Source organism: Mycobacterium persicum (assembly GCF_002086915.1).
In the GTDB taxonomy this organism is placed as follows: domain Bacteria; phylum Actinomycetota; class Actinomycetes; order Mycobacteriales; family Mycobacteriaceae; genus Mycobacterium; species Mycobacterium persicum.
The window spans coordinates 1,044,378-1,067,638 of sequence record NZ_MWQA01000001.1; the positions used below are offsets into that span (position 1 = coordinate 1,044,378).

24 protein-coding genes are annotated in these 23,261 nt (G+C 66.9%); 7 read left to right on the top strand and 17 right to left on the bottom strand.

Annotation, left to right across the window (positions count from 1 at the left end; translation table 11 throughout):
• Positions 1–218 precede the first annotated feature (218 nt).
• Positions 219–1,613, bottom strand: coding sequence for a glycine--tRNA ligase (locus tag B4U45_RS04670; RefSeq protein WP_089025111.1), 1,395 nt, complete (start codon positions 1,611–1,613; stop codon positions 219–221).
• A 189-nt stretch (positions 1,614–1,802) separates the two neighbouring features.
• Here B4U45_RS04670 and B4U45_RS04675 point away from each other — a divergent pair, with 189 nt between their 5' ends.
• Together B4U45_RS04675 and B4U45_RS04680 are read left to right on the top strand one after the other, a co-directional pair.
• Positions 1,803–2,195, top strand: coding sequence for an ArsR/SmtB family transcription factor (locus B4U45_RS04675; RefSeq protein ID WP_075548039.1), 393 nt, complete (start codon positions 1,803–1,805; stop codon positions 2,193–2,195).
• Positions 2,192–2,584 carry a Fur family transcriptional regulator gene (locus B4U45_RS04680; RefSeq protein WP_075548040.1) on the top strand — a complete coding sequence of 131 codons (393 nt, stop codon included), beginning with the start codon at positions 2,192–2,194 and terminating at the stop codon, positions 2,582–2,584. Before B4U45_RS04675 ends, B4U45_RS04680 begins: the two co-directional genes overlap by 4 nt.
• Before the next feature lie 29 nt (positions 2,585–2,613).
• On the opposite strand, the gene B4U45_RS04685 is transcribed toward B4U45_RS04680, so the two are convergent.
• The 3 genes from B4U45_RS04685 to recO are packed head-to-tail and all read right to left on the bottom strand — an operon-like array spanning position 2,614 to position 4,743.
• Positions 2,614–3,060, bottom strand: coding sequence for a hypothetical protein (locus B4U45_RS04685; RefSeq protein WP_075548041.1), 447 nt, complete (start codon positions 3,058–3,060; stop codon positions 2,614–2,616).
• On the bottom strand, positions 3,060–3,953 hold the full coding sequence (locus B4U45_RS04690; RefSeq protein WP_083154382.1) for a decaprenyl diphosphate synthase: 894 nt from the start codon (positions 3,951–3,953) through the stop codon (positions 3,060–3,062). Before B4U45_RS04690 ends, B4U45_RS04685 begins: the two co-directional genes overlap by 1 nt.
• Complete coding sequence (recO, locus tag B4U45_RS04695; RefSeq protein ID WP_075548043.1) at positions 3,946–4,743, bottom strand: DNA repair protein RecO; 798 nt, start codon at positions 4,741–4,743, stop codon at positions 3,946–3,948. Before recO ends, B4U45_RS04690 begins: the two co-directional genes overlap by 8 nt.
• Positions 4,744–4,804: 61 nt before the next feature.
• Here recO and B4U45_RS04700 point away from each other — a divergent pair, with 61 nt between their 5' ends.
• Entirely contained in the window at positions 4,805–6,304 is a 1,500-nt protein-coding gene (locus B4U45_RS04700) for an amidase (RefSeq protein ID WP_075548044.1), read from the top strand.
• Between the two features lie 21 nt (positions 6,305–6,325).
• Here the strand turns inward: B4U45_RS04700 and era are convergent, their stop codons facing one another.
• The 8 genes from era to B4U45_RS04740 form a co-directional block, all read right to left on the bottom strand.
• Positions 6,326–7,237 carry a GTPase Era gene (gene era / locus B4U45_RS04705; protein ID WP_075548045.1) on the bottom strand — a complete coding sequence of 304 codons (912 nt, stop codon included), beginning with the start codon at positions 7,235–7,237 and terminating at the stop codon, positions 6,326–6,328.
• A complete protein-coding gene (locus tag B4U45_RS04710; protein ID WP_075548073.1) occupies positions 7,234–7,554 on the bottom strand; it encodes a cytidine deaminase in 321 nt (106 codons plus the stop codon). Before B4U45_RS04710 ends, era begins: the two co-directional genes overlap by 4 nt.
• Positions 7,547–8,878, bottom strand: a complete 1,332-nt coding sequence (locus B4U45_RS04715) for a hemolysin family protein (protein ID WP_075548046.1) — start codon at positions 8,876–8,878, stop codon at positions 7,547–7,549. The genes B4U45_RS04710 and B4U45_RS04715 overlap by 8 nt, the downstream gene beginning before the upstream one ends.
• Entirely contained in the window at positions 8,875–9,411 is a 537-nt protein-coding gene (gene ybeY, locus B4U45_RS04720; protein WP_075548047.1) for an rRNA maturation RNase YbeY, read from the bottom strand. Before ybeY ends, B4U45_RS04715 begins: the two co-directional genes overlap by 4 nt.
• A gap of 51 nt (positions 9,412–9,462) precedes the next feature.
• The gene (locus B4U45_RS04725; RefSeq protein ID WP_219859329.1) at positions 9,463–10,512 is read right to left on the bottom strand and encodes a PhoH family protein; all 1,050 of its coding nucleotides are present in this window, start codon (positions 10,510–10,512) and stop codon (positions 9,463–9,465) included.
• A gap of 143 nt (positions 10,513–10,655) precedes the next feature.
• A complete protein-coding gene (locus tag B4U45_RS04730; protein ID WP_219859330.1) occupies positions 10,656–12,101 on the bottom strand; it encodes a cytochrome P450 in 1,446 nt (481 codons plus the stop codon).
• 65 nt (positions 12,102–12,166) lie between these two features.
• Positions 12,167–12,958, bottom strand: a complete 792-nt coding sequence (locus tag B4U45_RS04735; RefSeq protein ID WP_075548048.1) for a phthiotriol/phenolphthiotriol dimycocerosates methyltransferase — start codon at positions 12,956–12,958, stop codon at positions 12,167–12,169.
• Between the two features lie 92 nt (positions 12,959–13,050).
• The gene (locus tag B4U45_RS04740) at positions 13,051–13,596 is read right to left on the bottom strand and encodes a hypothetical protein (protein ID WP_219859331.1); all 546 of its coding nucleotides are present in this window, start codon (positions 13,594–13,596) and stop codon (positions 13,051–13,053) included.
• On the opposite strand from B4U45_RS04740, the gene B4U45_RS04745 reads away from it, so the two are divergent.
• On the top strand, positions 13,595–13,762 hold the full coding sequence (locus B4U45_RS04745; protein ID WP_158006364.1) for a hypothetical protein: 168 nt from the start codon (positions 13,595–13,597) through the stop codon (positions 13,760–13,762). The two genes, B4U45_RS04740 and B4U45_RS04745, sit on opposite strands and share 2 nt — an antisense overlap.
• A 110-nt stretch (positions 13,763–13,872) precedes the next feature.
• Here the strand turns inward: B4U45_RS04745 and B4U45_RS04750 are convergent, their stop codons facing one another.
• The 3 genes from B4U45_RS04750 to hrcA are packed head-to-tail and all read right to left on the bottom strand — an operon-like array spanning position 13,873 to position 16,877.
• Positions 13,873–14,619 (bottom strand): 16S rRNA (uracil(1498)-N(3))-methyltransferase, encoded by a 747-nt coding sequence (locus B4U45_RS04750; protein WP_219859332.1) that lies wholly within the window; start codon positions 14,617–14,619, stop codon positions 13,873–13,875.
• Between the two features lie 18 nt (positions 14,620–14,637).
• On the bottom strand, positions 14,638–15,786 hold the full coding sequence (gene dnaJ, locus B4U45_RS04755) for a molecular chaperone DnaJ (RefSeq protein ID WP_219859333.1): 1,149 nt from the start codon (positions 15,784–15,786) through the stop codon (positions 14,638–14,640).
• A gap of 59 nt (positions 15,787–15,845) precedes the next feature.
• The gene (gene hrcA / locus B4U45_RS04760; protein ID WP_219859334.1) at positions 15,846–16,877 is read right to left on the bottom strand and encodes a heat-inducible transcriptional repressor HrcA; all 1,032 of its coding nucleotides are present in this window, start codon (positions 16,875–16,877) and stop codon (positions 15,846–15,848) included.
• A gap of 216 nt (positions 16,878–17,093) precedes the next feature.
• Here hrcA and B4U45_RS04765 point away from each other — a divergent pair, with 216 nt between their 5' ends.
• From B4U45_RS04765 to B4U45_RS04775, 3 genes are all read left to right on the top strand, one after another.
• A complete protein-coding gene (locus B4U45_RS04765) occupies positions 17,094–17,408 on the top strand; it encodes a type II toxin-antitoxin system VapB family antitoxin (protein ID WP_075548053.1) in 315 nt (104 codons plus the stop codon).
• A 105-nt stretch (positions 17,409–17,513) separates the two neighbouring features.
• A complete protein-coding gene (locus B4U45_RS04770) occupies positions 17,514–18,110 on the top strand; it encodes a carboxymuconolactone decarboxylase family protein (RefSeq protein WP_075548054.1) in 597 nt (198 codons plus the stop codon).
• Entirely contained in the window at positions 18,107–18,988 is an 882-nt protein-coding gene (locus B4U45_RS04775; protein WP_099225084.1) for a sigma-70 family RNA polymerase sigma factor, read from the top strand. The genes B4U45_RS04770 and B4U45_RS04775 overlap by 4 nt, the downstream gene beginning before the upstream one ends.
• A gap of 6 nt (positions 18,989–18,994) precedes the next feature.
• On the opposite strand, the gene B4U45_RS04780 is transcribed toward B4U45_RS04775, so the two are convergent.
• On the bottom strand, positions 18,995–19,510 hold the full coding sequence (locus B4U45_RS04780) for an MTB12 family secreted protein (protein WP_075548056.1): 516 nt from the start codon (positions 19,508–19,510) through the stop codon (positions 18,995–18,997).
• 228 nt (positions 19,511–19,738) lie between these two features.
• Positions 19,739–23,242 (bottom strand): non-ribosomal peptide synthetase, encoded by a 3,504-nt coding sequence (locus tag B4U45_RS04785; protein ID WP_219859335.1) that lies wholly within the window; start codon positions 23,240–23,242, stop codon positions 19,739–19,741.
• Positions 23,243–23,261 lie beyond the last annotated feature (19 nt).

Here is a 23,261-nt window from a genome sequence, read left to right on the forward strand (position 1 = left end):
CCGCTCCTGGCAGCGACCCTAGGCCACACCCCCCACCAAACCCCCGCATTTACCCCCACCACCCACCCGTGTGGACCCCCCAACCACCACGAGAAAAGGGCTTCGCCGCGGTATGGGATGCGAACCATGTCTTTGTAGCTCGTTTGACGCAGCGGCGGGTACGCCGCGGGCGCCGCTAACACGCAGCAAACAGTCGGCGCCGGTGAAATCCGGGTGCGCTAGCAGCAGCCCTTGAGCCGGACCGCTAGATAATCGGCGACCTTGTCGATCGCGATCCGTTCTTGGGTCATGGCATCGCGCTCGCGCACCGTGACGGCGTTGTCCTCGAGCGAGTCGAAGTCCACCGTCACACAGAAAGGAGTCCCGATCTCGTCCTGGCGCCGGTAGCGACGCCCGATGGCGCCCGCATCGTCGAAGTCGATGTTCCAGCAACTGCGCAACTCGGCGGCGAGGTCGCGGGCCTTGGGGCTCAAATCCGCATGGCGGGACAACGGCAGCACCGCGGCCTTGACCGGGGCCAGCCGCGGATCCAGTCGCAGCACCGTCCGCTTCTCCATCGCGCCCTTGGCATTCGGGGCCTCGTCCTCGCTGTAGGCGTCGATCAAGAAGGCCATGAACGACCGGGTCAGGCCCGCTGCCGGTTCGATGACATAGGGCGTATACCGAGTGTCGTTGACCTGGTCATAGAAGTTCAGATCGGTGCCGGAATGCTGTGAATGTGTCGACAAGTCGAAGTCGGTGCGGTTGGCGACACCTTCCAGCTCACCCCATGGATTGCCGAGGAAGCCGAATTTGTACTCGATGTCGACGGTGCGGTCGGAGTAGTGCGACAGCTTCTCCTTCGGGTGCTCCCACAGCCGCAGGTTCTGCGGATCGATGCCCAGGTCGACATACCACTGCAACCGGGTGTCGATCCAATACTGGTGCCATTTTTTGGCGGTCGACGGCTCGACGAAGAACTCCATCTCCATCTGCTCGAACTCGCGGGTGCGGAAGATGAAGTTGCCGGGGGTGATCTCGTTGCGGAAGCTCTTGCCGATCTGGCCGATGCCGAACGGCGGCTTCTTGCGGGACGTCGTCACAACGTTGGCAAAGTTGATGAAGATGCCCTGCGCGGTTTCCGGCCGCAGATAGTGCAACCCCTCCTCGGTCTCGATAGGTCCAAGGTAGGTCTTGAGCATCATGTTGAATTCGCGCGGCTCGGTCCACTGGCCGGGCTCGCCGGTGTCCGGGTCGCGAATGTCGGCCAGCCCGTTGGGCGGCGGATGCCCGTGTTTGGCTTCGTAGGCTTCGATCAGATGGTCGGCCCGGTAGCGCTTGTGCGTGATCAGCGACTCGACCAGCGGGTCGTGGAAGACCTCGACATGGCCTGAGGCAACCCATACCTCACGCGGCAAAATGATCGACGAATCGATACCCACGACGTCGTCGCGGCCGGTGACCACCGACCGCCACCACTGCCGTTTGATGTTCTCTTTGAGTTCCACCCCCAGTGGACCGTAGTCCCACGCCGACTTTGTACCGCCGTAGATTTCACCAGACGGATAGACGAAGCCACGCCGTTTGGCCAGGTTCACCACCGTGTCGATGACAGACGCCACGTGGTACCGCACTCCCTTCCCGAATCGGGCAACTGCATGCAGCGGGTAATCACTGCGCACAAACCTCAGTCATGGTAGCGATCGGCGGCGGTTCTTTGACATGCACCATCACGCATGTGACAGTGGAGGACAGCCGCAGGTGTCCGCGATCCTTTCGCGACAAGCGGCCCTTCTGCCGGTACGTCTCGAGGTGGTTCAGATATGGCGACGTCCCCCGCTACGCCTGTCGCCGTCGACGACCTGGTCGGTCATCATGAGCACGGCGCCCGCAGCTCCTCGGGACATCCTGGCTCCCCCGCACCCCCACCGCGGGAAATTCTCGACGCCGCCGGCGAGTTGCTGCGTGCACTGGCCGCACCGGTACGCATCGCCATCGTGCTGCAATTGCGCGAATCGCAACGTTGCGTGCATGAACTGGTCGATGCGCTGGGTGTACCGCAACCGCTGGTCAGTCAGCATTTGAAGATCCTCAAGGCAGCGGGCGTCGTCACCGGGGAGCGGTCGGGCCGGGAAGTGCTGTACCGGCTTGCCGATCATCACCTCGCGCATATCGTCGTCGACGCGGTCGCCCATGCCGGTGAGGAGTCGCCGTGACCGGACCCAGTGTCCGGTCCACCCGCCAGCGGGCGGCGATCTCGACGCTGCTGGAGACGGTCGATGATTTCCGGTCGGCACAGGAATTGCACGACGAACTACGCCGCCGCGGCGAAAACATCGGCCTGACCACCGTCTATCGCACCCTGCAGTCGATGGCCGCCGCAGGCGTCGTCGACACGCTGCGCACCGACACCGGTGAGTCGGTCTACCGCCGCTGCTCGGAACATCATCACCACCATCTGGTGTGCCGCAGTTGCGGCTCCACCATCGAGGTGGCCGACCACGAAGTGGAGGTCTGGGCCGCGGAAGTGGCTGCCCGGCACGGCTTTTCCGATGTCAGCCACACCATCGAAATCTTCGGCAACTGCGCAGACTGCCGGGCCTGACATTCGAAGCGCCGACGTCGATCCCGGCGTCAGGGAGCCCCGGCGAGCAACGCTTCGCGTACCTGGACGCCGGTGTCGAGCACCAGCAGGATCAGGGTGCGCAGCGCGTCGTCGCTCAGCCCGGCGCCGGGAAAGTTGTACCGCAGCATCACATCCGCGGTTTTGGACGCTGTCTTGGCTACCGTCGTGGCCGTCTGGGCCGCACCCTTGGGCGTGGTCTTCTCCAGCACGGTGACCGCGCCGAAGTTGACGTCGCGCGCTTGCTTGGCCGCCCGATCGCGAATCTTCCTGTTCAGCGGCAGGTCCCACGCCAATATCTGGGTGAGCGACACCAACTCGAGGCCCTCGACGATGCTCACCACCCGCAACGACGCGAACGTGCCGTTATGACGGACCGTCAACGCGCCGTCGAGTTCCTGCTCGACGGAAAGAACGTCGCGCAGAATCGATGCCAGCCGCTGCTGCAGTGAGGGCACTAGGCGCTCCCGAACCGTCGATTTCGGGAAGCGTACTCCTCGCAGGCCGCCCACAAGTCGCGGCGGTCGTAGTCGGGCCACAACTTGTCCTGGAATATGTACTCGGCGTAAGCGGCCTGCCACAGCATGAAATTGCTGGACCGCTGCTCCCCCGAGGTCCGCAGAAACAGGTCGACGTCGGGGATGTCGGGGCGCTGCATGTACCGGGAGATGGTGGACTCGCTGATCCGCTCCGGGTTCAATCGGCCGGCTGCCACGTCGCGCGCGATTTGCCTTGTGGCGTCGGCAATTTCGGTGCGTCCACCGTAGTTGACGCAGTAGTTGATGGTGATGACGTCGTTGTACTTCGTCATCTGCTCGGCCACCGCCAGTTCGTTGATGACGCTGCGCCACAGCCGCGGCCGTGAGCCCACCCACCGGATCCGCACCCCCATCTCCTTGAGGTTCTCCCGGCGTCGTCGCACCACATCGCGGTTGAAACCCATCAGGAAGCGGACCTCCTCGGCCGAACGCTTCCAATTTTCGGTGGAAAAAGCATAGAGGCTCAGCCACTTGATTCCGAGTTCTATTGCACCGCAAGCGATGTCGATCACCACCGCCTCGCCCATCTTGTGCCCCTCGGTGCGGCGCAGGCCACGCTGGGTGGCCCAGCGGCCGTTTCCGTCCATCACGATGGCGACATGATTGGGCAACCGGTCGGCAGGAATTCGGGGCGCAGCCGCCTTCGAGATGTGCTGCGGCGGCCGGCGCGGACCGCCGTCGGGCGACGGCGGCAATGCCGGGAAGACAACCGGCCACGTCGAGGTGTCGGGAAAGGTCGGATAGTCATCCGGTGCGGGGGGCAGCTGTGGGAAGTCGGTGGACGTCAGCACTCGTTCGGCCTTCTTAGCCACACTCACCTACCTGTCTGATCAGCGCGGCGCGACGCTCGGCAATGGTGTGATCGATCCGATAGGTCCGCTCCACCAGCGGTAACGTCTTGAGCTGACGTTCCAGGTGCCATTGCAGGTGCGCGGCCACCAACCCGCTGACGTAGCCGCGATGCGATTGCGGCGCCTGCTCGGCGGCCTCCCAATCGCCGTCGTGCAGGGCCGACATCAACTCCAGCACACCCAACGGCGGTGTCGTCGCACCGGCGGGACGGCAGTGCGCGCAGACACTGCCCCCGGCGGCAATGTGAAACGCCCGATGCGGCCCGGGTGCGGCGCAGCGAGCGCATTCGGTCAGTGCCGGCGCCCAGCCGGCGATACCCATAGCACGGAGCAGATAGGCGTCCAACAGCAGGTCGCGAGGACGACGTCCCTCGGCGACCGCCCGCAACGCGCCCACCGTGAGCCGGTGCAGGGCCGGGACGGGCGCCCGCTCTTCACCGGCAAGGCGTTCGGCGGTTTCCAGCATCGCGCAGCCGCAGGTGTAGCGGCCGTAGTCGTTGACGATGTCGGTGGCGAAGGCATCGATGGAGACGACCTGGGTGACGATGTCGAGGTTGCGGCCGGGATGCAGTTGCGCGTCGATGTGCGCGAACGGCTCCAGCCGGGCACCGAATTTGCTGCGGGTGCGACGTACCCCTTTGGCCACCGCACGAACCAGCCCGTGGTCGCGGGTCAGCAGGGTGACGATCCGGTCGGCTTCGCCGAGCTTGTGCTGGCGCAGCACAACAGCCCGGTCTCGATATAGCCGCATCCCCATAGTTTCGCACCCCGGCGCGACATCGCGGGTATCCGCGCCGATAGTCTCGTACCCCGTGGTTGGCGCTTCTGAGTCCGCTTCCGGGGCCGTTTCCGGGTCCGGTAACCAGCGCCTGCCCACCTTGACCGATCTTCTCTATCAGCTGGCCAACGGCTCGGTGACCTCCGTCGAGCTGGTAGGCCGATCCCTGCGCGAGATTCAGGCGAGCCAGTCCACGTTGAACGCATTCCGGGTGGTCCTCACCGAGTCGGCGGTGGCCGACGCGGCCGCGGCAGACCGGCGACGGGCTGCCGGCGACACCGGGCCGCTGCTGGGCATCCCGATCGCGGTCAAAGACGACGTCGACGTTGCTGGAGTGCCCACCGCCTACGGCACCGAGGGGTATGTCGCTCCCGCCACCGCGGATTCGGAGGTCGTCCGGCGGCTCAAGGCGGCAGGGGCGGTGATCGTCGGCAAAACCAACACGTGTGAGCTGGGTCAGTGGCCGTTCACCAGCGGGCCCGGGTTCGGACACACCCGCAACCCGTGGGCGCGCCGGCATACCCCGGGCGGATCGTCGGGCGGCAGCGCGGCCGCGGTGGCCGCGGGCCTGGTCACCGCGGCAATCGGCTCCGACGGGGCCGGCAGCATCCGGGTTCCCGCGGCGTGGACCCACTTGGTGGGCATCAAACCGCAGCGTGGCCGCATCTCCACCTGGCCGCTGCCGGAGGCGTTCAACGGCATCACGGTCAACGGCGTGCTGGCCCGCACGGTGGCCGACGCGGCGCTGGTGCTGGATGCGGCGTCGGGCAATGTCGAGGGTGATCTACACCGGCCGCCGCCGGTGACCGCATCCGACTACGTCGGCATCGCCCCCGGCCCGCTGAAGATCGCCCTGTCAACCCGAGCCCCGTTCAACGGTTTTCGGGCGAAGTTGGATCCGGAGATCCTGGCCGCGACGCGTCAGGTGGGCGAACAGCTTCAGCTGCTCGGCCATACCGTGGTACGCGGTAACCCCGACTACAGCGTGCAGATGTCGTGGGATTTTCTTGCCCGCTCCACCGCCGGATTGTGGGAGTGGGCCCAGCGGCTGGGTGACGGCGTCACGCTGGACCCGCGCACGGTGTCCAATCTGCGCACCGGACACATGCTTTCCCAGGCCATCCTGCGCAGCGCGCGGCGCCACGAAGCCGCCGCGCAGCGTCGCGTGGGCTCGATCTTCGACATCGTCGACGTGGTGCTGGCACCGACTACCGCACAACCCCCGCCCTTGGCCCGCGCGTTCGACCAGCTGGGCGGGCTGGCCACCGACCGCGCCATCATCGCGGCGTGCCCCTATACCTGGCCGTGGAATCTACTGGGCTGGCCCGCCATCAACGTGCCCGCGGGGTTCACCGTCGAGGGCCTGCCGATCGGTGTCCAACTCATGGGACCGGCCAACAGCGAAGGCATGCTGATCTCGCTGGCCGCCGAGTTGGAAGCCGTCAGCGGCTGGGCGGCCAAGCAGCCGACGGTCTGGTGGGACGAGGGCACCGAAACTCCCGCCCCGCACAGCGTCCGGCCGCCACAGCGTTAGCAGCGCTGATCCGTTCGCCGTTCAAAAGCCCAGCCGGCCAAGCTGTTTAGGGTCGCGCTGCCAGTTCTTTGCGACCTTGACGCGCAGGTCCAGATAGACCTTGGTCCCCAGCAGCTTCTCGATCTGACCGCGGGCCGCGGTGCCCACCTGTCGCAGTCGGGCGCCGCCCTTGCCGATGACGATCCCCTTCTGGCTGTCCCGCTCGACATACAACACCGCGTGCACGTCGATCAGGTCGTCGCGTCCGTCGCGGGGGCTGACGTCGTCGATAACCACGGCCAGCGAATGGGGCAGTTCGTCATGGACACCCTCCAAGGCGGCCTCGCGGATGAACTCCGCCATCAGGACCTCTTCGGGTTCGTCGGTCAGCTCACCGTCGGGGTAGTACGCCGGGCCGGGCGGCAAAGCCCCGGCCAGCACGTCGACCAGCACGTCGACCTGCGCGCCGGTCAGGGCCGACACCGGGACGATTTCGGTTGACCCGGGCAGGTTTTCCACCAGCTCGCCGACCGCCACCAGCTGCGCCGCCACCCGCTCCTTGGGCACCTTGTCGATCTTGGTGACGATGACGGCCAGGGTTGTGCCGGGTGCCACGGAGCGAATCTGTTCGAGGATCCACCGGTCACCCGGTCCGATCGCTTCGTCGGCCGGAATACACAGTCCGATCACGTCGACCTCGGCGTAGGTGGCCCGGACCAGGTCGTTGAGCCGCTTGCCCAGCAGCGTCCGCGGCCGGTGCAGGCCGGGCGTGTCGACCAGGATGATCTGGAAGTTCTCTCGATGCACGATCCCGCGGATGGTGTGCCGAGTGGTCTGCGGCCGCATCGACGTGATCGCGACTTTGGCACCCACCAGCGCATTGGTCAGCGTTGACTTTCCGGTGTTCGGCCGTCCGACCAAACAGACGAAGCCGGAACGGAATTCGGCCGTCATAACGGGGTTTCGGCGCGGTCGGTGACGATCACCAACGCCATCGGCGACAGTTCGCGTAAGGCCGCGATGCCCGGATCGTCGACGGATCCGGCGACCAGCGCGGCAGCCTGCAGACCGATCGCCCCGCTGGATACGGCAGCAGCCACCGCCGCCTGCAATCCGGTCAGCCGTAGCGCCGACAAGTTCACCGGTACGCCCACATAGGTGCGCCCGTCGCGGTCGCGTACCGCCGCCCCGCTGTCGGCCTCGGCCCGCGCCATGGCCGCCCGCGCCAGCACCACCAGCTTGGCGTCTTCAGGATCCGCCGGCTCAGCCATCGGAATCACCTTCACCCCGGCGGTCCCCGGAGCCGTCGATTGCTACGGTTTCGCCCAGCTCTACGGGGCTCACCAAGACGGTGCCGATGCGCATCCGGCCGCGGTGGTCGCGGCCCCCCTCAGCCTGCAGGCGCAGACCATGGGATACCACCTCGGCACCGGGCAGCGGAACGCGGCCCAATTCCAAAGCCAGCAAACCGCCTACGGTGTCGACGTCGAGGTCGCCATCGAATTCCATGCCGTACAACTCACCCACATCCTCGATCGGCAGCCGCGCCGACACCCGAAATCGTTTGTCACCCAGATCTTCTACCGGCGCCGTCTCGGCCTCGTCGTACTCGTCGGCGATCTCACCGACGATTTCCTCCAGCACGTCTTCGATACTGACCAAGCCGGCGATGGCGCCATATTCGTCGACCAGCAGCGCCATATGGTTGCGGTCGCGCTGCATCTCCCGCAGCAACGCGTCCAGCGGCTTGGAGTCCGGCACGAACACCGCCGGGCGCATGACGTCCGCCACGGTGCTTTCCCGACCGCTGTCAGGCGAGAAGAAGGTCTGGCGCACAAGGTCTTTCAGGTACACCACGCCAAGAATGTCGTCGACGTTCTCGCCGATCACCGGAATGCGGGAATGGCCGCTGCGCACGGCCAGGTTCATCGCTTGAGCCGGTGATTTGTCCCCCTCGATCCAGATCATCTCGGTGCGCGGCACCATCACCTCGCGGGCGGGGGTGTCGCCGAGTTCGAAGACCGACTCGATCATCTTGCGTTCGTCGGCGGCGACCACGCCGCGCTGCTGCGCCAGGTCGACGACTTCGCGCAGCTCAACCTCGGAGGCGAACGGCCCGTTGCGAAACCCACGGCCCGGGGTGAGCGCGTTGCCCAGCAGCACCAGCAACCGGCTGATCGGCATCAACAGCCATGAAATCACCTGCAACGGAACGGCGGTGGCCAGCGCGATGGAATAGGCATGCTGGCGGCCGAGCGTGCGCGGACCCACACCGATAACGACGAAGCTGGTCACCACCATGACGGCCGCGGCCACGAACAACCCGCCGTTGAGGTTCAGATTGTGCCGGAAAAACACCACCAGGAACGCGGTGGCGGTGATCTCACACACGATCCGCAGCAGCACCACCAAGTTGATGTAGCGCGGCCGTTCGACCATCACCTTGAGCAGTGCCACCGCTCCCGGCCGGGCCTCGCGCACCAGCTCCTGCACACGGGCCAGCGACACCGTGCTGAAGGCGGCGTCCAGCGCCGCGAATACACCGCCGAGTCCGATCAACACGATCGCACCGAGCAGCTGAGCAAGACCGGTCACGACTCGTCGAAGTACCTGGACTTGTCCAGCAGCCGGCGATCTCGTTCATGTTGGCGGTCGTGCTGGTAAGCCTCGACCTGGGCGGCCACCCACTCTTCCAGCAACCGCTGCTGCAGGGCGAACATCTCCCGCTCCTCGTCCGGCTCACCGTGGTCGTAGCCGAGCAGATGCAGCACGCCGTGGATTGTCAACAGCGCCAGCTCATGTCCGAGGCTGTGGCCCGCCGCGGCCGCCTGCTCCGCCGCGAACTCCGGGCACAGCACGATATCGCCGAGCATCGCCGGGCCGGGCTCGGGCGCGTCGGGGCGCCCCCCGGGCTCTAGCTCGTCCATCGGAAAGCTCATCACATCAGTCGGCCCGGGCAGATCCATCCAGCGCATGTGCAGGTCGGCCATCGCGGCGGTGTCCAGCAACACCATCGACAACTCCGCGCCCGGGTTGACATCCATCTTGTCGATGACAAATCGCGCGACGCTGACCAGCTCGGTCTCGGAGACGTCGATGCCCGACTCGTTGGATACTTCAATGCTCATAGATGCTCATAGATGCTCATAAGATTGCTCACGAGAGTTCTCACGCACTCATCATCGACGACCACGCGCGCCGGAGGCCCGCCGAGCCGCCCGGTTCATCCCGGAGCCGGGTTCCTCGGACCGGGCGTAGGCTTCGACGATCTCCGAGACCAGTCGGTGACGCACCACGTCCACGCTGGTCAGCTCCGCGATGTGAATGTCGTCGATGTCCTCGAGGATGTCGACCGCGGCCCGCAGGCCGGACTTGGCGCCGCCTGGCAGGTCGATCTGGGTGACGTCCCCGGTGACGACGACTTTCGACCCGAACCCCAAGCGGGTGAGGAACATTTTCATCTGCTCGGCGGTGGTGTTCTGCGCCTCGTCGAGCACGATGAAGGCGTCGTTCAAGGTGCGGCCACGCATATACGCCAGTGGCGCCACCTCGATAACCCCGGCGGTCATCAGCTTCGGGATCAGCTCGGGATCCATCATGTCGTACAGCGCGTCATACAGCGGCCGCAGGTACGGGTCGATCTTCTCGCTCAGCGTGCCGGGCAGAAACCCAAGGCGCTCACCGGCTTCCACCGCCGGACGGGTCAAGATGATGCGGGTGACCTGCTTGGTCTGCAATGCATGCACCGCCTTGGCCATCGCCAGATAGGTCTTCCCGGTGCCGGCCGGGCCGATCCCGAACACGATGGTGTTGGCATCGATGGCGTCGACATAGCGCTTCTGGTTGAGCGTCTTGGGCCGGATCGTCTTGCCGCGGCGCGACAAGATGTCGAGGGTGAGCACTTCGGCCGGCGACTCGTTGCCTGCGCCGAGCAGCATGGCGACGCTGTGACGCACCACCTCCGGCGTCAACGACTGTCCCCCGGCAACAATCGCGACCAGTTCGGAAATTGCGCGTTCGGCCAGCGCCACATCGGCCGGTTCGCCGGAAAGCGTCACCGAATTGCCACGCACATGCAACCCGGCGGTCAGGGTGCGTTCCAGCGCGCGCAGGTTTTCGTCTGCCGATCCGAGTAAGCCCACGACCAAATCAGGCGGAACATCGATGTTGCTGCGAACCTGAGATGAAGCCGGTAAGGCGTCAGCAGCCTTGGTTTCGCGGGGCGTCACGTGGTTTCTGATGCCTACTTTCTGGGTTAGCGGGCGACGACAGCCGGTAGTCAAGTCTACCGCCGGGTGCGCCTCGCGGGCCTGGTCCAGTCGAAATGCCGCCCGGGAACCGACGCCCCTGAACAGTAAGGGCGCCCGGGCCGCTAGATCCGTTGCGCGACGACGGGCACCTTGGTGACCACCGCCGGCACGCCACCCTTGACCGGCCACGGAAGGGCAGGGTCGTGTTCGGGGGCCCAACCGGTGGGGATCTGTATCCGGAACCGCTGATGAAGCTGGGCGAGAAACAATTGGGCCTCCAGATAACCCATGGCCGCACCGAAGCAGCGGTGCGGCCCGGCGCCGAAGGGCAGGAAAGCCAGATTCGGCCGGGCAGCGACGATCTCCTTGTCGTAGAACCGGATCGGCTCATAACTCTCGGCGTCGGGTCCCCACCAGCGTGGATCGCGCTGCAGCGCGTAGATCGGCAAGCCGATCAGGGTGCCGCGGCGGATCCGGTAGCCACCGATGACGTCGTCGATCATGGCGAACCGCGGCTGCAACAACAGGCCCTGCAGGCGCTGCCCCTCGTCAAAACACGCCTTGGCCCACTCGAGGCGGTCAAGGTCGGCGTAGCCGGGCAATGCTCCGCCGAGTTGGTCGACCTCGTCATACAGTCGCTGCTGCGCCTGCGGATTCTGCGGAAGCAGCGCCAGCGTCCAGGCCAATGCGGCGACCACGGTTTCATAACCGCCGCCGATCAGCATGATCGCTTCGGTGAGCACGTCACGCCGGCTGATGGGTGTGCCATCCTCGTAGCGCGCGTCCAGAAGTATCTGCAGTAGGTCGTCGTGGGAACGGGAGTCGGCCAGCCTTTCCTCGACCCGCCGCTGCACCCAGCGCCGCATCCGCAACCACGCTTGCACGGGGTTGCCGTCTCCCGGCAGCACCCGCGGCGCAGCTCCGAGCAGCAGCGGTGACGACGCGCTCTGCATCAGCGTGCGGACGTCGACGTCGAGCCGATGCAACTCGTCATCGGAGAGCCCCGTCGTGAACATCGCACGCATGAACGCCGGAATCACCACGCCGTTGATCTCGTGCTGCAGATCGATCGGTTCGCCGGTCTGCGCGAACCGCTCCCATTTGGTCAGGCGGTTGGCGAATTCGTCGGCGACGGTGGCGGCGACCCGGCTCAGCTGTTGGCGGCCCATCATCGGTGTCAGCGGCTTGCGCCGGCGGCGAAACTCGGCGCCCTCCATCATCTGCATGGAAGCGCCCAGCACCTTCCTGGCCGCACCCGCGGCGGGGCCGATCAGGCTGTACTCGCCGTCGCGGTGGCTCATGACGTGGCGCACGTGGTCGGGATGATTCAGGACCACCACGTCGTACAACGGCAACGGCAGTCGGTAGACGTCGCCATAGGTCTTGCCCAGCCGTTGTAGGTATTCGAACGGGTCGGACTTCAGTTCCGGAAGCACGCCGACGAAGGGCCGCCCGCGCGGGCCGGGCGGTCGCGGCGCTCGATGGTGGCGCCGCGCACCCAGCGCGTCACGCGCGCGGCCGACCGGGTTTCGAGTGACCCAGAAGGTGTCTCGTTTGGTCGTTGTCATGGACTACATCTCCAACGGACTCGCCGGCGCCGGTCGCCGGCACGGATATCGAAAGACGGGACGACTCACTCGTTTTCGAAGCAATACAGCCGATACGAGCTCTCGCCGTTCTGCAGCCCGCGACAGATCTTGGCGTTCGACGCCGCTACGGCGTCGCGGACCAGGCCACGGAACAGAGCCGGGGTACGTCGAGTGAACATGTTCTGCGAGCGCGGCAGGCTCTTTTCCAGCCCGCGCACCACCTGCTCGTTGATGATCTCTTTGGAACGCATCCGCAGCGGCGCGTCGGCTAACTCGGCCTCCCACTCGGCGACGTGGTCGCTGTGCCGGACGTCGGCGTAGAGCAGCTGCCCGCCCGGGCGCAGCACCCGCGCGACTTCGGTGAGAAATCGGGGCACCGACGGATAGCAATGCGAGGCTTCGATATTGACGACGACATGGAAGGAATTGTCGGGGAACGGCAGGTTCTGGGCGTCCCCCTGGACGAAGTCCAGCCCTGGTAGCCGATGGGTGCTGCGGCAGACCTCGATGCCGGCGGGGTTGAGGTCCAGGCCAATGTAGGAGGCCGGGTGCAGCGTACGCATCAGGTAGGAGGCTCCGCCGCCGTGGCCGCAGCTCACCTCCAGCACCTGCTTTCCGGCGATATCGGCCTGGGTTGCCGTGCGATGGTAGAGCTGAATGCAATACCGGTCCGGCTCGTCCGACTCCGACAGCGGGATGGCCATCGGCGGGTCTTCCTCGTAGCCAAGATTCAGCAACGCCACGTCGTCGGCGCCGTGGCGGGTGATGAAGGGGTAGTAGTACTTGGCGAAGACTCTCCAGGCAGGGGTCGACACCAGTCTGGTTGCAAGGCCCATGGTTCTGGTATGCCCACTAGTCGGGGGAATACACACCCCACTGCTGCCCGTGGTCCACGTAACGGCGGGTCAATTCCTGGCGCGCCACCGGTTCACGCGGGGCGTAGCAGCGTGTTGGCGGGCAGGTCCTTGTCCAGGACCTTGTGCGCTTGGGCCACGCCGGTGACCGGCAGCAGGTCCTCGGGCAGCAGCCCGACCTGCACCAGCAGCGAGGCCTGATCCCAATAATTCCGTTCGTAGGCGACTTTTGGTTCCCGGGAGTCCGGGTCGACCTCGAATCCCATCACGACGACGACGGGCAGCATTACCGCGCGGCCGGTGGGCGCCACGTTGGGCAAAAAGGTCGGCATCGCGATGTCGTGCGTGAACGACATGATCATCTCGTCGACGACACGATCGGCGCCGACGGTACGACAGACCGGGATGATGCTGGTGTCTTCGGGCCAGTGCCCGATGAAGTACTGGCCGTAGAACTCGGCCACCCCGGCGGCGCCGACACCGCCCATCATGGTGGGCACATGGTTGACGTAGGGATCGGCGGTCATCGTCGCCATGGTCGCGGCGAGGTTCTTGGCGACGAACTCGTGAGCGACGTGTTCGTCGAAGATTGCACCCAGGTCGCGCGGAGTATGGGTCATGGGGCACGCTCCTTTCGCACCCGAGAGTCCCACGCCGGCAACGGTGCTGCGGGAAAATCGCCGGCTCGACGCCGTGTCAGCTCTGAAGGTGGTGGAGCTGCCCGATCACGGCGACGTCCTCAACGCCGGGGTCGGCGTGGCGGTTCTTGGGTGTCAACGGGATTGAACTTGAGCCCGGATTCGATGTGGACACTGCCGAGAAGTTGATTTACGAGAGCGCAGCTCGTGCGCTGCCAGGCCAGACGGTGACCGGTCACGCGAGTGCCAGTGCGGTGCTTAGTCCCAGCGCGGGGTCAGCACTCCGAGCGCGCCCAGCGCCACCGCGGCCGCGGTCGATGTCCGCAACACCGTCGGGCCCAGCCGGACCGCGACGGCTCCGGCGCCGGTCAGCGCGTCGATCTCCGCCGGCGCGATACCGCCTTCGGGGCCAACCAGGAGCAGCAGTGAATCCGCTTGCGCCACAGCGCTATCGGCAAGACGGTTGGTCGCCGACTCATGTAGCGCCAGCACCATCGCACCGCGGGCCACCTCGTCACGGACGCGCACGGTCAACGCGGCCGTGGACAGCGGGCCGTCGACCGGCGGGATATAGGCCCGCCGTGCTTGCCGCGCCGCGGAACGCGCGACCGCTCGCCACCGGCGCAGACCCTTGTCGACGCGCGCACCGTTCCAGCTCGCCACGCAGCGCGCGGCCTGCCACGCCACGAACGCGTCCGCGCCGGCCTCGGTGGCCAGTTCGATCGCCAGTTCGGAACGCTCGGACTTGGGCAGGGCCTGCACCACCGTCACCGCCGGCCGGGCCGGCACGGCGCGCCAACGCTCCAGCACCCGGGCGGCCAGGCCGTCGCGTCCGGCCCGCTCCACCCGGCAGCGGGCCAGGTCGCCCTCGCCGTCGCCGAGCACCACCTCCTCGCCGGGACGGATCCGCCGCACGGTGGCGGCGTGAAAACCCTCGTCTCCGTCCACCACGGCCAGCGCGCCGGTGTCGGGCAGCGCGTCGACATAGAACAGCGTCGCCACCATGTGCGCGCCGCCTACCGGCTAGCGCCCGGTGAAGGTTTCGCGCAGCCGACTGAACAGCCCGCCGCCGGCGCCGTGCGCCGACCGTACCTCGGCCACGTCGCGGCTTCGGCGGTTCTTGAACTCGCGCAACAGCTCGGCGTCGTGGTGGTCCCGCCGGGGGGGGACCACCACCTCGACGTGGACGTGCAGGTCTCCGCGACTATTGGAGCGCAGGTGCGGCATCCCGCGGCCCCGCAGTGTAATGACCGAACCCGGTTGGGTCCCCGGCGGAACGACGATCTCGCTGTGGCCGTCCAGGATGGCATCCAGGGTTACGGTGACGCCCAGCGCCGCGTCGGCCATCGGCACCGACACCGTGCAGTGCAGGTCGTCGCCCTCACGCGCGAAGATGTCATGGGCCTGCTCGTGGACCTCGACGTAGAGGTCGCCCGCCGGCCCTCCCCCGGGACCGACTTCGCCTTGCGCGGCCAGACGCACCCGCATGCCGTCGCCGACACCGGCGGGAATCTTGACGGTGATCTCGCGGCGTGCCCGCACCCGGCCGTCGCCCATGCACTGATGGCAGGGGTCGGGAATGACCACCCCGACACCGCGGCAGGTGGGGCACGGGCGCGACGTCAGCATCTGCCCGAGCAACGAACGCTGGACGGTCTGCACCTCGCCGCGGCCACCGCAGGTGTCGCAGGGCACCGGCGCGGAATCGCCGTGGGTGCCCTTGCCCTGGCAGCGGTCACAGAGCACCGCGGTATCGACGGTGACCTGTTTGGTGACACCGGTCGCGCATTCCTCGAGGTCCAGCCGCATGCGCAGCAGCGAGTCCGAACCCGGGCGAACGCGGCCGATCGGGCCGCGCGACGCTGAACCGCCGCCGAAGCCGCCACCGAAGAACGCCTCGAAGACGTCGCCCAGGCCGCCGAAGCCGGCGAACCCGGAGGCCGACGCGCCGGCGGTTTCCAGCGGATCCCCGCCCAGGTCAACGATCCGGCGTTTTTCGGGGTCGCTCAACACTTCGTAGGCGACGCTGATCTCTTTGAACTTCGCCTGCGCCGCCTCGTCGGGATTGACATCGGGATGCAGTTCGCGGGCCAGCTTGCGATATGCGCGTTTGATCTCTGTTTCGCTGGCGCCCTTGCTGACGCCGAGCAGCCCGTAGTAATCGCGTGCCACGATTGACCTTCCTGTGCCGCCCTACGCGGCTGTCCACAACCTCTGCAGCGGGTGCGCGATCATCGAGCACCCAGCACTTCGCCGATATACATGGCAACCGCGGCGACACTGGCGATAGTTCCCGGGTAGTCCATCCGGGTCGGCCCCAGCACACCCATGCCGCCGTAGACGGTGTCGTTGGAGCCGTAGGCGGTGCTCACCATCGAGGTCCCGACCATCTGCTCGACCTCCGTCTCATGGCCGATGCGCACCGTCACCTTGCCAGCTTCCTGCTGTGCCGCCAACAGCCGCAGCACCACCACCTGCTCCTCGAGCGCCTCCAGGATGGAGCGCAGCGACCCACCAAAGTCCGCGGCGTTGCGGGTCAGGTTGGCGGTGCCGCCCATGAGCAGCCGCTCCTCGGTGTGTTCCACCAACGACTCCAGCAACACCGTGGCCGAGCGGCCGACCGCGTCGCCCAAACCGCCGGCACCGCTCAGCTGGCCGGCTAGGGCGGCCACCGCGATGGAGGCCGCCGAAAGCTTCTTGCCTTCCAGCGCCTGCCCGAGCAGCTCGCGCAGCTGGGACAGTTGGTGGTCGTCGATGACGTCGCCAAGTTCTACGATGCGCTGGTCCACCCGCCCGGAGTCGGTGATCACCACCATCAACAGCCGCGCCGGAGTCAGCGCGATCACTTCCAGGTGGCGGACGGTAGAGCTCGACAGCGTCGGGTACTGCACCACCGCGACCTGCCGGGTCAGCTGCGCCAGCAGCCGCACCGCCCGGCGCAGCACGTCGTCGAGATCGACGCCGGAGGCCAAGAAGCTCTGAATCGCCCGCCGCTCCGCCTTGGACAGTGGCTTCACGTCGTCGAGGCGGTCGACGAACTCCCGGTATCCCTTCTCCGTGGGCACCCGCCCGGAGCTGGTGTGCGGCTGGGTGATGTATCCCTCGGCTTCCAACACCGCCATGTCGTTGCGGATCGTGGCGCTGGACACCCCCAGGTTGTGACGCTCTACCAGGGATTTCGAGCCGATCGGTTCCTGGGTGGCGACGAAGTCGGCGACAATGGCGCGCAGTACCTCGAAGCGGCGCTCGTCCGCGCTTGCCATCGACTGTCACCTCCTTTGCGCCCGGTCGGCCGGGTTCATTTTACGGTCTCGGAAGTATCCGAATGTCCAGCTGTGGAATAGCACCGCGTCACCGGGGCGGCGCCGGCCGGCGCATTCGGCAGATTCGGTGGAGGTCTGCTTCCACGGCGCCTTTGCGGCTAGCCTGTTCGGCATGATCATGTGCGGCTCCCACGGCGCGTCAGCGACGGTCCGCCAATGATTTTCAAGGGCGTGCGGGACGGTAAGCCGTATCCCGACCACGGGTTGTCGTATCGGGATTGGTCACAGATTCCGCCGCAACAGATACGCCTCGACGAGCTGGTCACCACGACCACGGTGCTCGCCTTGGACCGATTGCTGTCGGAGGATTCCACGTTCTACGGCGACCTCTTCCCGCACGCCGTGAAGTGGCGCGGGGTGACGTATCTCGAGGACGGCTTGCACCGGGCGGTGCGGGCGGCGCTGCGGAACCGGACGGTGCTGCATGCGCGGGTGTTCGACATGGACATGCAGCCGGGCCGCCCGAACTAAGCTCGCTTGCCGCACGTGCCGCCGCCGGATGCGGATCGGCCGGTCACATTCCGATGCCGTCAGGTGTCGATCTAAGAAAGACCACCAATCCGTGAGGAGCACACCATGTCCCGCCTTATCGGGGTCGGTGATCGCGACGCCTTCCCGGCCGCCAAAATCGCCTTCTTCTTCACCAGGCGCAAGCTGGCGAAGATGACCGGACTGCAAACAGCCGCCATGATGGAGCCCCTGCGGTTGTACGCCCATATTCCGAGATTGCTCAGCGCCTACGGCGGCCTCGAGCAGGCCGAATCGAAACTGGATATGCTCAGCCCCCGGGTGCGGGCCCTGGCCGAACTGAAGGCGGCGACGACCGTGGGCTGCGAATACTGCATCGACCTGGGCTCACAGATCGCCCGCGGCCTCGGGCTCGGCGACCAGGAACTGCTGGCGCTGGCCGACTTCGAGCGGGCCACCTGTTTCTCCGACGTCGACAAGCTGGTGCTGCGGTACGCCACGGCGATCAGCCGCACCCCCGTCGAGGTCAGCGACGAGCTGTTCGAGGCGTTACGCGCGCACTTCGACACGCCTCAACTCGTCGCGCTCACCCACATCGTCACCCTGGGCAATCTGCGTGCCCGGTTCAATATCGCGCTGGGCATTCAGGCTTCAGGTTTCTCGGGTAACCGGGTGTGCGCGCTGCCCGACACCACGACACGATGACGGCCGACCCGACGCTGACCGCGCGTTTCGAGGCGGCCCGGCCGCAGCTGGGCGCACTGGCCTACCGGATGCTGGGCTCGGTGGACGACGCGCAGGACGCGGTCCAGGAAGCCTGGTTGCGACTCGGCGCCGGCACGGATCGGGCCGTCGGCATCAACAACCTCGACGCGTGGCTGACCACCGTGGTGGCCCGGATCTGCCTGAACATGCTGCGCGACCGCCACGGCCAGGGCCGCGAGGAGCTGGTCGAGCGGCTGCCGGATCCGATCGTGGACCCGGTCGGCGAATTCGACCCGGAGCACCGGGCGATGCTGGCCGATGCGGTGGGCCTGGCGCTGTTCGTCGTGCTGAATACGCTCCCCCCGGCGGAGCGGCTGGCCTTGGTGCTGCACGACGTGTTCGCCGTCCCGTTCGAGCAGATCGCGTCCATCCTCGAGCGCTCGCCGGAGGCTGCTCGCAAACTGGCCAGTCGAGCGCGGCGACGCATCGAGCGCGCCGACGCCGTTCCCGACCGCGACATCGCTGCGCAGCGCCGGCTCGTCGACGCCTTCTTCGCGGCGGGACGCAGCGGTGACTTCGACCGGCTGGTGTCGCTGCTCGACCCCGGCGTCGTGTTACGCGGCGATCTGGGACCCGGAGCCGTCCGCTCGGCGCACGGAGCTTCGGCCGTGGCCGCACTGGCCCGCAGCCATGCGGCACCCGAACGCGAGGTGCGGCCCGCGACCGTCAACGGCGCGGCCGGCGCGGTCGTCTTCATCGCCGGCCGCCCCGCCGCGGTCATGGGCTTCCTGGTGCGCAACGCAAGGATCGCCGCGATCGACGTGCTGGCCGATCCGCAGCGCATCGCCAAGCTCGATCTGGGCGCGCTGAACAGCTAGGACGGGTCAGTGTCCCGCGGCCTGCAGCAGTTCCATGGCCGAGCTGCGCGACAGCATCCAGCTGCCCTGGTTGACGAACGTGACGTTCTGCGTGACCGGCGACGTCAGCTTGGGGCCGGAAACGGCAACGTCGGCCGTGGCGGTCCCGGCACCGGTTGACTGGATGTTGGACACGGCGAACGACAACGGCAGGTCTCCGTTCTTGGCGGCCTTCTTCAGCTCGTGGTCGGCCAGGCGCGCCTCGGTCCCGCCGATACCCCCCTCGACCAGGTCGCTCTTGTTCGCGAACGAGACGCTGGGATCGGCAAGGCTGTTGAGCAGGCTGGTCAGTTGAGCGGCGGTCGGCAGGTTTGCGGCCGGGGCGGGGTCCTGCGGCATCGGCGCTCCGAAGACCACCGGCTGGACCTGGCTTACCGCCAGGCTCTCGGATGCGACAGACGTCACACCCGCGGCGGCAGCTCCGATTGCGGCCACGGCGGTCGCGCCGGTGATCAGCCTTTTCACGGATTTCGCGGTGTACATAGTGTGTTTCCCCCTTCGATTGGTGCACAACACGACGAGCATCGCCGGTCAGCCTCGTACTGCAGTATGCACTGATCTGTCGTTGAGCAGACGGTCTGCGTTACAGACAGGCTACATGTGGAAAGTGTGGCGAGTCTGTGACGACGCTGTGCGACCGGCATGGATTCGCTCACCAACTCTCCGGACCACGGTCCGGCGGACCGGCAGACCGGCGTGCCGAGTGGAAATTCAGCCCTGAGCCAGCACCTCCTCATCGGTCAACGCCGCGACGTCGAGATAGTGCCGGGCGACCAGGTCCAGGCGCCGCGGCGTGCCGCGCTGAGCCTCCCGTTCTGCCAGCCGCTCGGCCAAACCGGCCACCGTCCGGGACGCAAACAGGTCGGCGACCACGGCATGATCGGTTTCCAGCCAGTCACGCACCCGCGCGATCAGCGTGGTGGCCAACACCGAGTCACCGCCCAGCGCGAAGAAATCTTGCTGTACGCCAACCGAATCCACACCAAGTACCTCCGCAGCGATGTCGGCGAGGGCCGCCTCCAGATCGTTGCGTGCGGCGCTGTGCGCGGGCGCGCTGTCCGCGGGGTGCGGTTGCAGCAGCGCGGCCACGGCGTGGCGATCCAACTTGCCGTTGGGCGTGAGCGGGAGTTGTTCGAAGAACACGATGCGGGTGGGAATCATGTAGCCGGGCAACAGCTTCGCGATCGCCGCGGAGAGGTCGCCGGCCGGCTGCGGATCACCCGCGACCGCGGCGACGAGCTTGGGGGCGCTGGCGCCGACGACGGCGGCGACGGCATGGCGCACCCCCGGCAGCGTCCGTAACGCGCTCTCCACCTCGCCGAGTTCGACCCGGTAGCCGTGTATTTGCACCTGATGGTCTGCCCGGCCGAGGAATTCGATGGTTCCGTCGGGCCAGTATCGGGCCATATCACCGGTCCGGTACCAGCGGAGACCGTCGTGCTCGACGAACCGTTGCGCGGTGCGTTGCGGGTCGTTGCGGTAACCGGCGGCGACATTGGCGCCGCCGACCCATAATTCGCCGGGGACCCAGTCGAGGCAATCGCGGCCCGACGGCGCAACGATCCGGCAGCGGACGTTGCGCAGCGGTCGCCCGAACGGCACCGTCGTCCAGTGCACCGGCGGTTCGCCGGCCACCTCGCAGATGGTGTGATGGATGGCGGTCTCGGTTGCTCCGCCCAGACCGGAGAACCGGCATCCAGGCACCTGCCGTGCCAGCCGGCGAGCCAGGTCGGCACCCACCCAGTCGCCACCGAGGGTGACCGCCCGCAGCGAACGGCCCAGTTGGTGGCCGCCGAGTTCCAAGATCATGTCGAGCATGCTGGGCACACAGTTGAGCATCGAAACCCGATGGCGGCGGATCAATTCCACCCATGTCGTGGCCGCCGCCTGCTGCTCGGTATCGACGGCGACCAATGAGCCACCGACGGAGAACATGCCGAAGATGTCGTAAACGGAAGCGTCAAACTCGAGTGCCGACAGCGCGAGCACTCGATCGGTGCCGCGCACCGCGAACCAGTCGTTGACGGCGTCGATCGTGTTCATCGCCGCGCCGTGGGACACCTCGACGCCTTTGGGCAGACCCGTCGACCCGGACGTGAAGATCACGTAGGCGATCTCGGTGGTGTCGGGGAAGACGGGCTCCAGCAACGGGTTTGGGTGGTTGCGTGCCGCGTCGATGGGCAGGCACGTGATCGCGGAGCCCAGGTCGGCGCCGTCGACGGTCAGCGCCGCGACGGCATCGGCGGTCTGAAGAATCTTGGCACGTCGGGCATCCGGCTGGTCGAAGCCGATCGGCACATACGTGGCGCCGGCGGCGAGCACGCCGAGCACTGCCGCGACCTGATCGCGTCCCTTGGGCAATTGGACGGCGACCGCCTCACCGCGTCGGACCCCGTGGGCGTGCAGCGCCCCGGCGACGGCCAGCGACTGCGTGCGAAGTTCCCGGTAGCTCCAGGCGCCGTCGGCGTTGCCCAGACCCCACACCACCGCGGGCGCGTCCGGATTCATCGCGGCCTGCTCGAAGAAGCCTTGATGCAAGCATCGCCGGCTGACCGGGCCGTCGGTTGCGTTGATCGCGGCACGCACCGTTGCCTGCGTGCTGGGCAACTGCACCACCGCGTCGGCGTCCCAACCCGCATCACCGCGGGCGAGCCGATCGACAGCCTGACGAAACCAGCTGAACATCGCCTCGATCAGTCCCGGCGGGAACGCCGACTCCCGCACGTCCCAGTTGACCAGCAGCCCGCCGCGCAGCTCAGTCACCTGAGCGTCCAGCAGCACCTGAGGTCCCTGCGAAATGATCCACACCGGCTCGCCGAAGGTCTGGATCACCGTGTCGGCGAACAGTTCCCCGAGATCGAGCGCACTGGTGAACACCACCGGCGCCAACATCGCCTCACCGTGGTATCGACCCAGATCGCGCAGCACCTCCAGCCCGGAATAGGCGGCGTGCGAGGCACTCTCGTACATCCGGTGTTGAATGTCTGCGGCCCGGGCGGCAACCGACACGTTTTCGGCGACATCGACCTCGAGCATCACCGACGAGGTGAAGTCACCGATGACCCGGTCGATGTCGGGGTGCACCGACTCACGGTGAAACAGCGGCACATTCAGCAGAAATCGGCTCTGCGCCGACCAGCCGCCGATGGTGTCGGCGAAGAGCGCCGCCAGCGCCATGGCCGGGGTGACGCCGCGGGCGTGAGCCCCGGCCATCAGTTTCTGCTTGGCATCCGGCGCCAGCCAGTGGTGGTAGCGGACCGTGCGATGAGCTGCCCGACGGCTCCTCACCGGCACGGTCGGCAGCTCGGGTGCACCGGGCATCTGGGCCAGCCGCCGCTGCCACCACTGACGATCCCGCTCCCGCGCGGCGTCGTCCGGTTGCCGCTCGGTGCGATAACGGCGGTAGCTGTACCCGGGCGCCGAAACCGCGGCCCCCCGGTACAGCTCGGCCAGGTCCGACATCAGCACCCGGTAGCTCATCGCGTCACCGGCGAGCATGTCGATGTCCAGGTGTAGCCGGTGGCGATTCTCGCCGTACCGGGTCAGCGTGATGTCAACGACCTGACCGTCTTCGATTCCCAGTCGTTGGTGGGTCTTGAGCTCGCGCAGCTCCGCCAGTGCCGATTCCACCTGCGCGGAACTGTGTCCGCGAAGATCGACCAGGGTCAGCACCGGCCGGTCCGGCCTGGGCATCGTTTGCTGAGTCCCGTCGGGCAGGAATCTGGTGCGAAGCATCGGATGGGTTGCGACGAGCTGGGACGCGGCGCGTTGCAGGCGGTCCGGATCAATTGCCAATCCGGCTGCCGGTCCGTCGAATTCGGCATAGAGGTGCGCGGCGACACCGCCGAGCTCCTGCTCGTCGGATCGACCGATCCAGTACGCGTGCTGCATGCCGGCCAACGGGAACGGCGCTTCGTCGGTGGCCTCGGCCTCGTCGGGCGCGACGGCCGCCGCCGCTGCGGGGCTCGGCGCCGGGTCCCCGCCGAGCAGGGCATACCACGAATCCACCGTCGGCGCGGCCGCAAGTTGGGCAAAGGTGATGTCGGCGCCGCGCTTGCGCCAGCCTCCTGCCAGGCCCATCATCCGGATGGAGTTCAGGCCCAGTTGGATGAGATCGTCGTGATCAGCGAGATCGCTTGCGGGACAACCTAGCTCGGCCGCGATCGCCGACCTGATTTCGTCCTTGCTGATCCAGTTGTCTCCGGGCGGCTCCATACCAATCCTTTCTCGGCGT

What these genes read in the sequence shown, in the direction of transcription:
- B4U45_RS04675 (WP_075548039.1), top strand. Translation starts at nt 1,803, where the DNA reads ATGGCGACGTCCCCCGCTACGCCTGTCGCCGTCGACGACCTGGTCGGT.
- recO (WP_075548043.1), bottom strand. Translation starts at nt 4,743, where the DNA reads ATGCGGCTATATCGAGACCGGGCTGTTGTGCTGCGCCAGCACAAGCTC.
- era (WP_075548045.1), bottom strand. Translation starts at nt 7,237, where the DNA reads ATGACGGCCGAATTCCGTTCCGGCTTCGTCTGTTTGGTCGGACGGCCG.
- B4U45_RS04710 (WP_075548073.1), bottom strand. Translation starts at nt 7,554, where the DNA reads ATGGCTGAGCCGGCGGATCCTGAAGACGCCAAGCTGGTGGTGCTGGCG.
- ybeY (WP_075548047.1), bottom strand. Translation starts at nt 9,411, where the DNA reads ATGAGCATTGAAGTATCCAACGAGTCGGGCATCGACGTCTCCGAGACC.
- B4U45_RS04730 (WP_219859330.1), bottom strand. Translation starts at nt 12,101, where the DNA reads ATGACAACGACCAAACGAGACACCTTCTGGGTCACTCGAAACCCGGTC.
- B4U45_RS04735 (WP_075548048.1), bottom strand. Translation starts at nt 12,958, where the DNA reads ATGGGCCTTGCAACCAGACTGGTGTCGACCCCTGCCTGGAGAGTCTTC.
- B4U45_RS04745 (WP_158006364.1), top strand. Translation starts at nt 13,595, where the DNA reads ATGGGGCACGCTCCTTTCGCACCCGAGAGTCCCACGCCGGCAACGGTG.
- B4U45_RS04740 (WP_219859331.1), bottom strand. Translation starts at nt 13,596, where the DNA reads ATGACCCATACTCCGCGCGACCTGGGTGCAATCTTCGACGAACACGTC.
- B4U45_RS04750 (WP_219859332.1), bottom strand. Translation starts at nt 14,619, where the DNA reads ATGGTGGCGACGCTGTTCTATGTCGACGCGCTGCCCGACACCGGCGCG.
- hrcA (WP_219859334.1), bottom strand. Translation starts at nt 16,877, where the DNA reads ATGGCAAGCGCGGACGAGCGCCGCTTCGAGGTACTGCGCGCCATTGTC.
- B4U45_RS04765 (WP_075548053.1), top strand. Translation starts at nt 17,094, where the DNA reads ATGATTTTCAAGGGCGTGCGGGACGGTAAGCCGTATCCCGACCACGGG.
- B4U45_RS04770 (WP_075548054.1), top strand. Translation starts at nt 17,514, where the DNA reads ATGTCCCGCCTTATCGGGGTCGGTGATCGCGACGCCTTCCCGGCCGCC.
- B4U45_RS04775 (WP_099225084.1), top strand. Translation starts at nt 18,107, where the DNA reads ATGACGGCCGACCCGACGCTGACCGCGCGTTTCGAGGCGGCCCGGCCG.
- B4U45_RS04780 (WP_075548056.1), bottom strand. Translation starts at nt 19,510, where the DNA reads ATGTACACCGCGAAATCCGTGAAAAGGCTGATCACCGGCGCGACCGCC.
- B4U45_RS04785 (WP_219859335.1), bottom strand. Translation starts at nt 23,242, where the DNA reads ATGGAGCCGCCCGGAGACAACTGGATCAGCAAGGACGAAATCAGGTCG.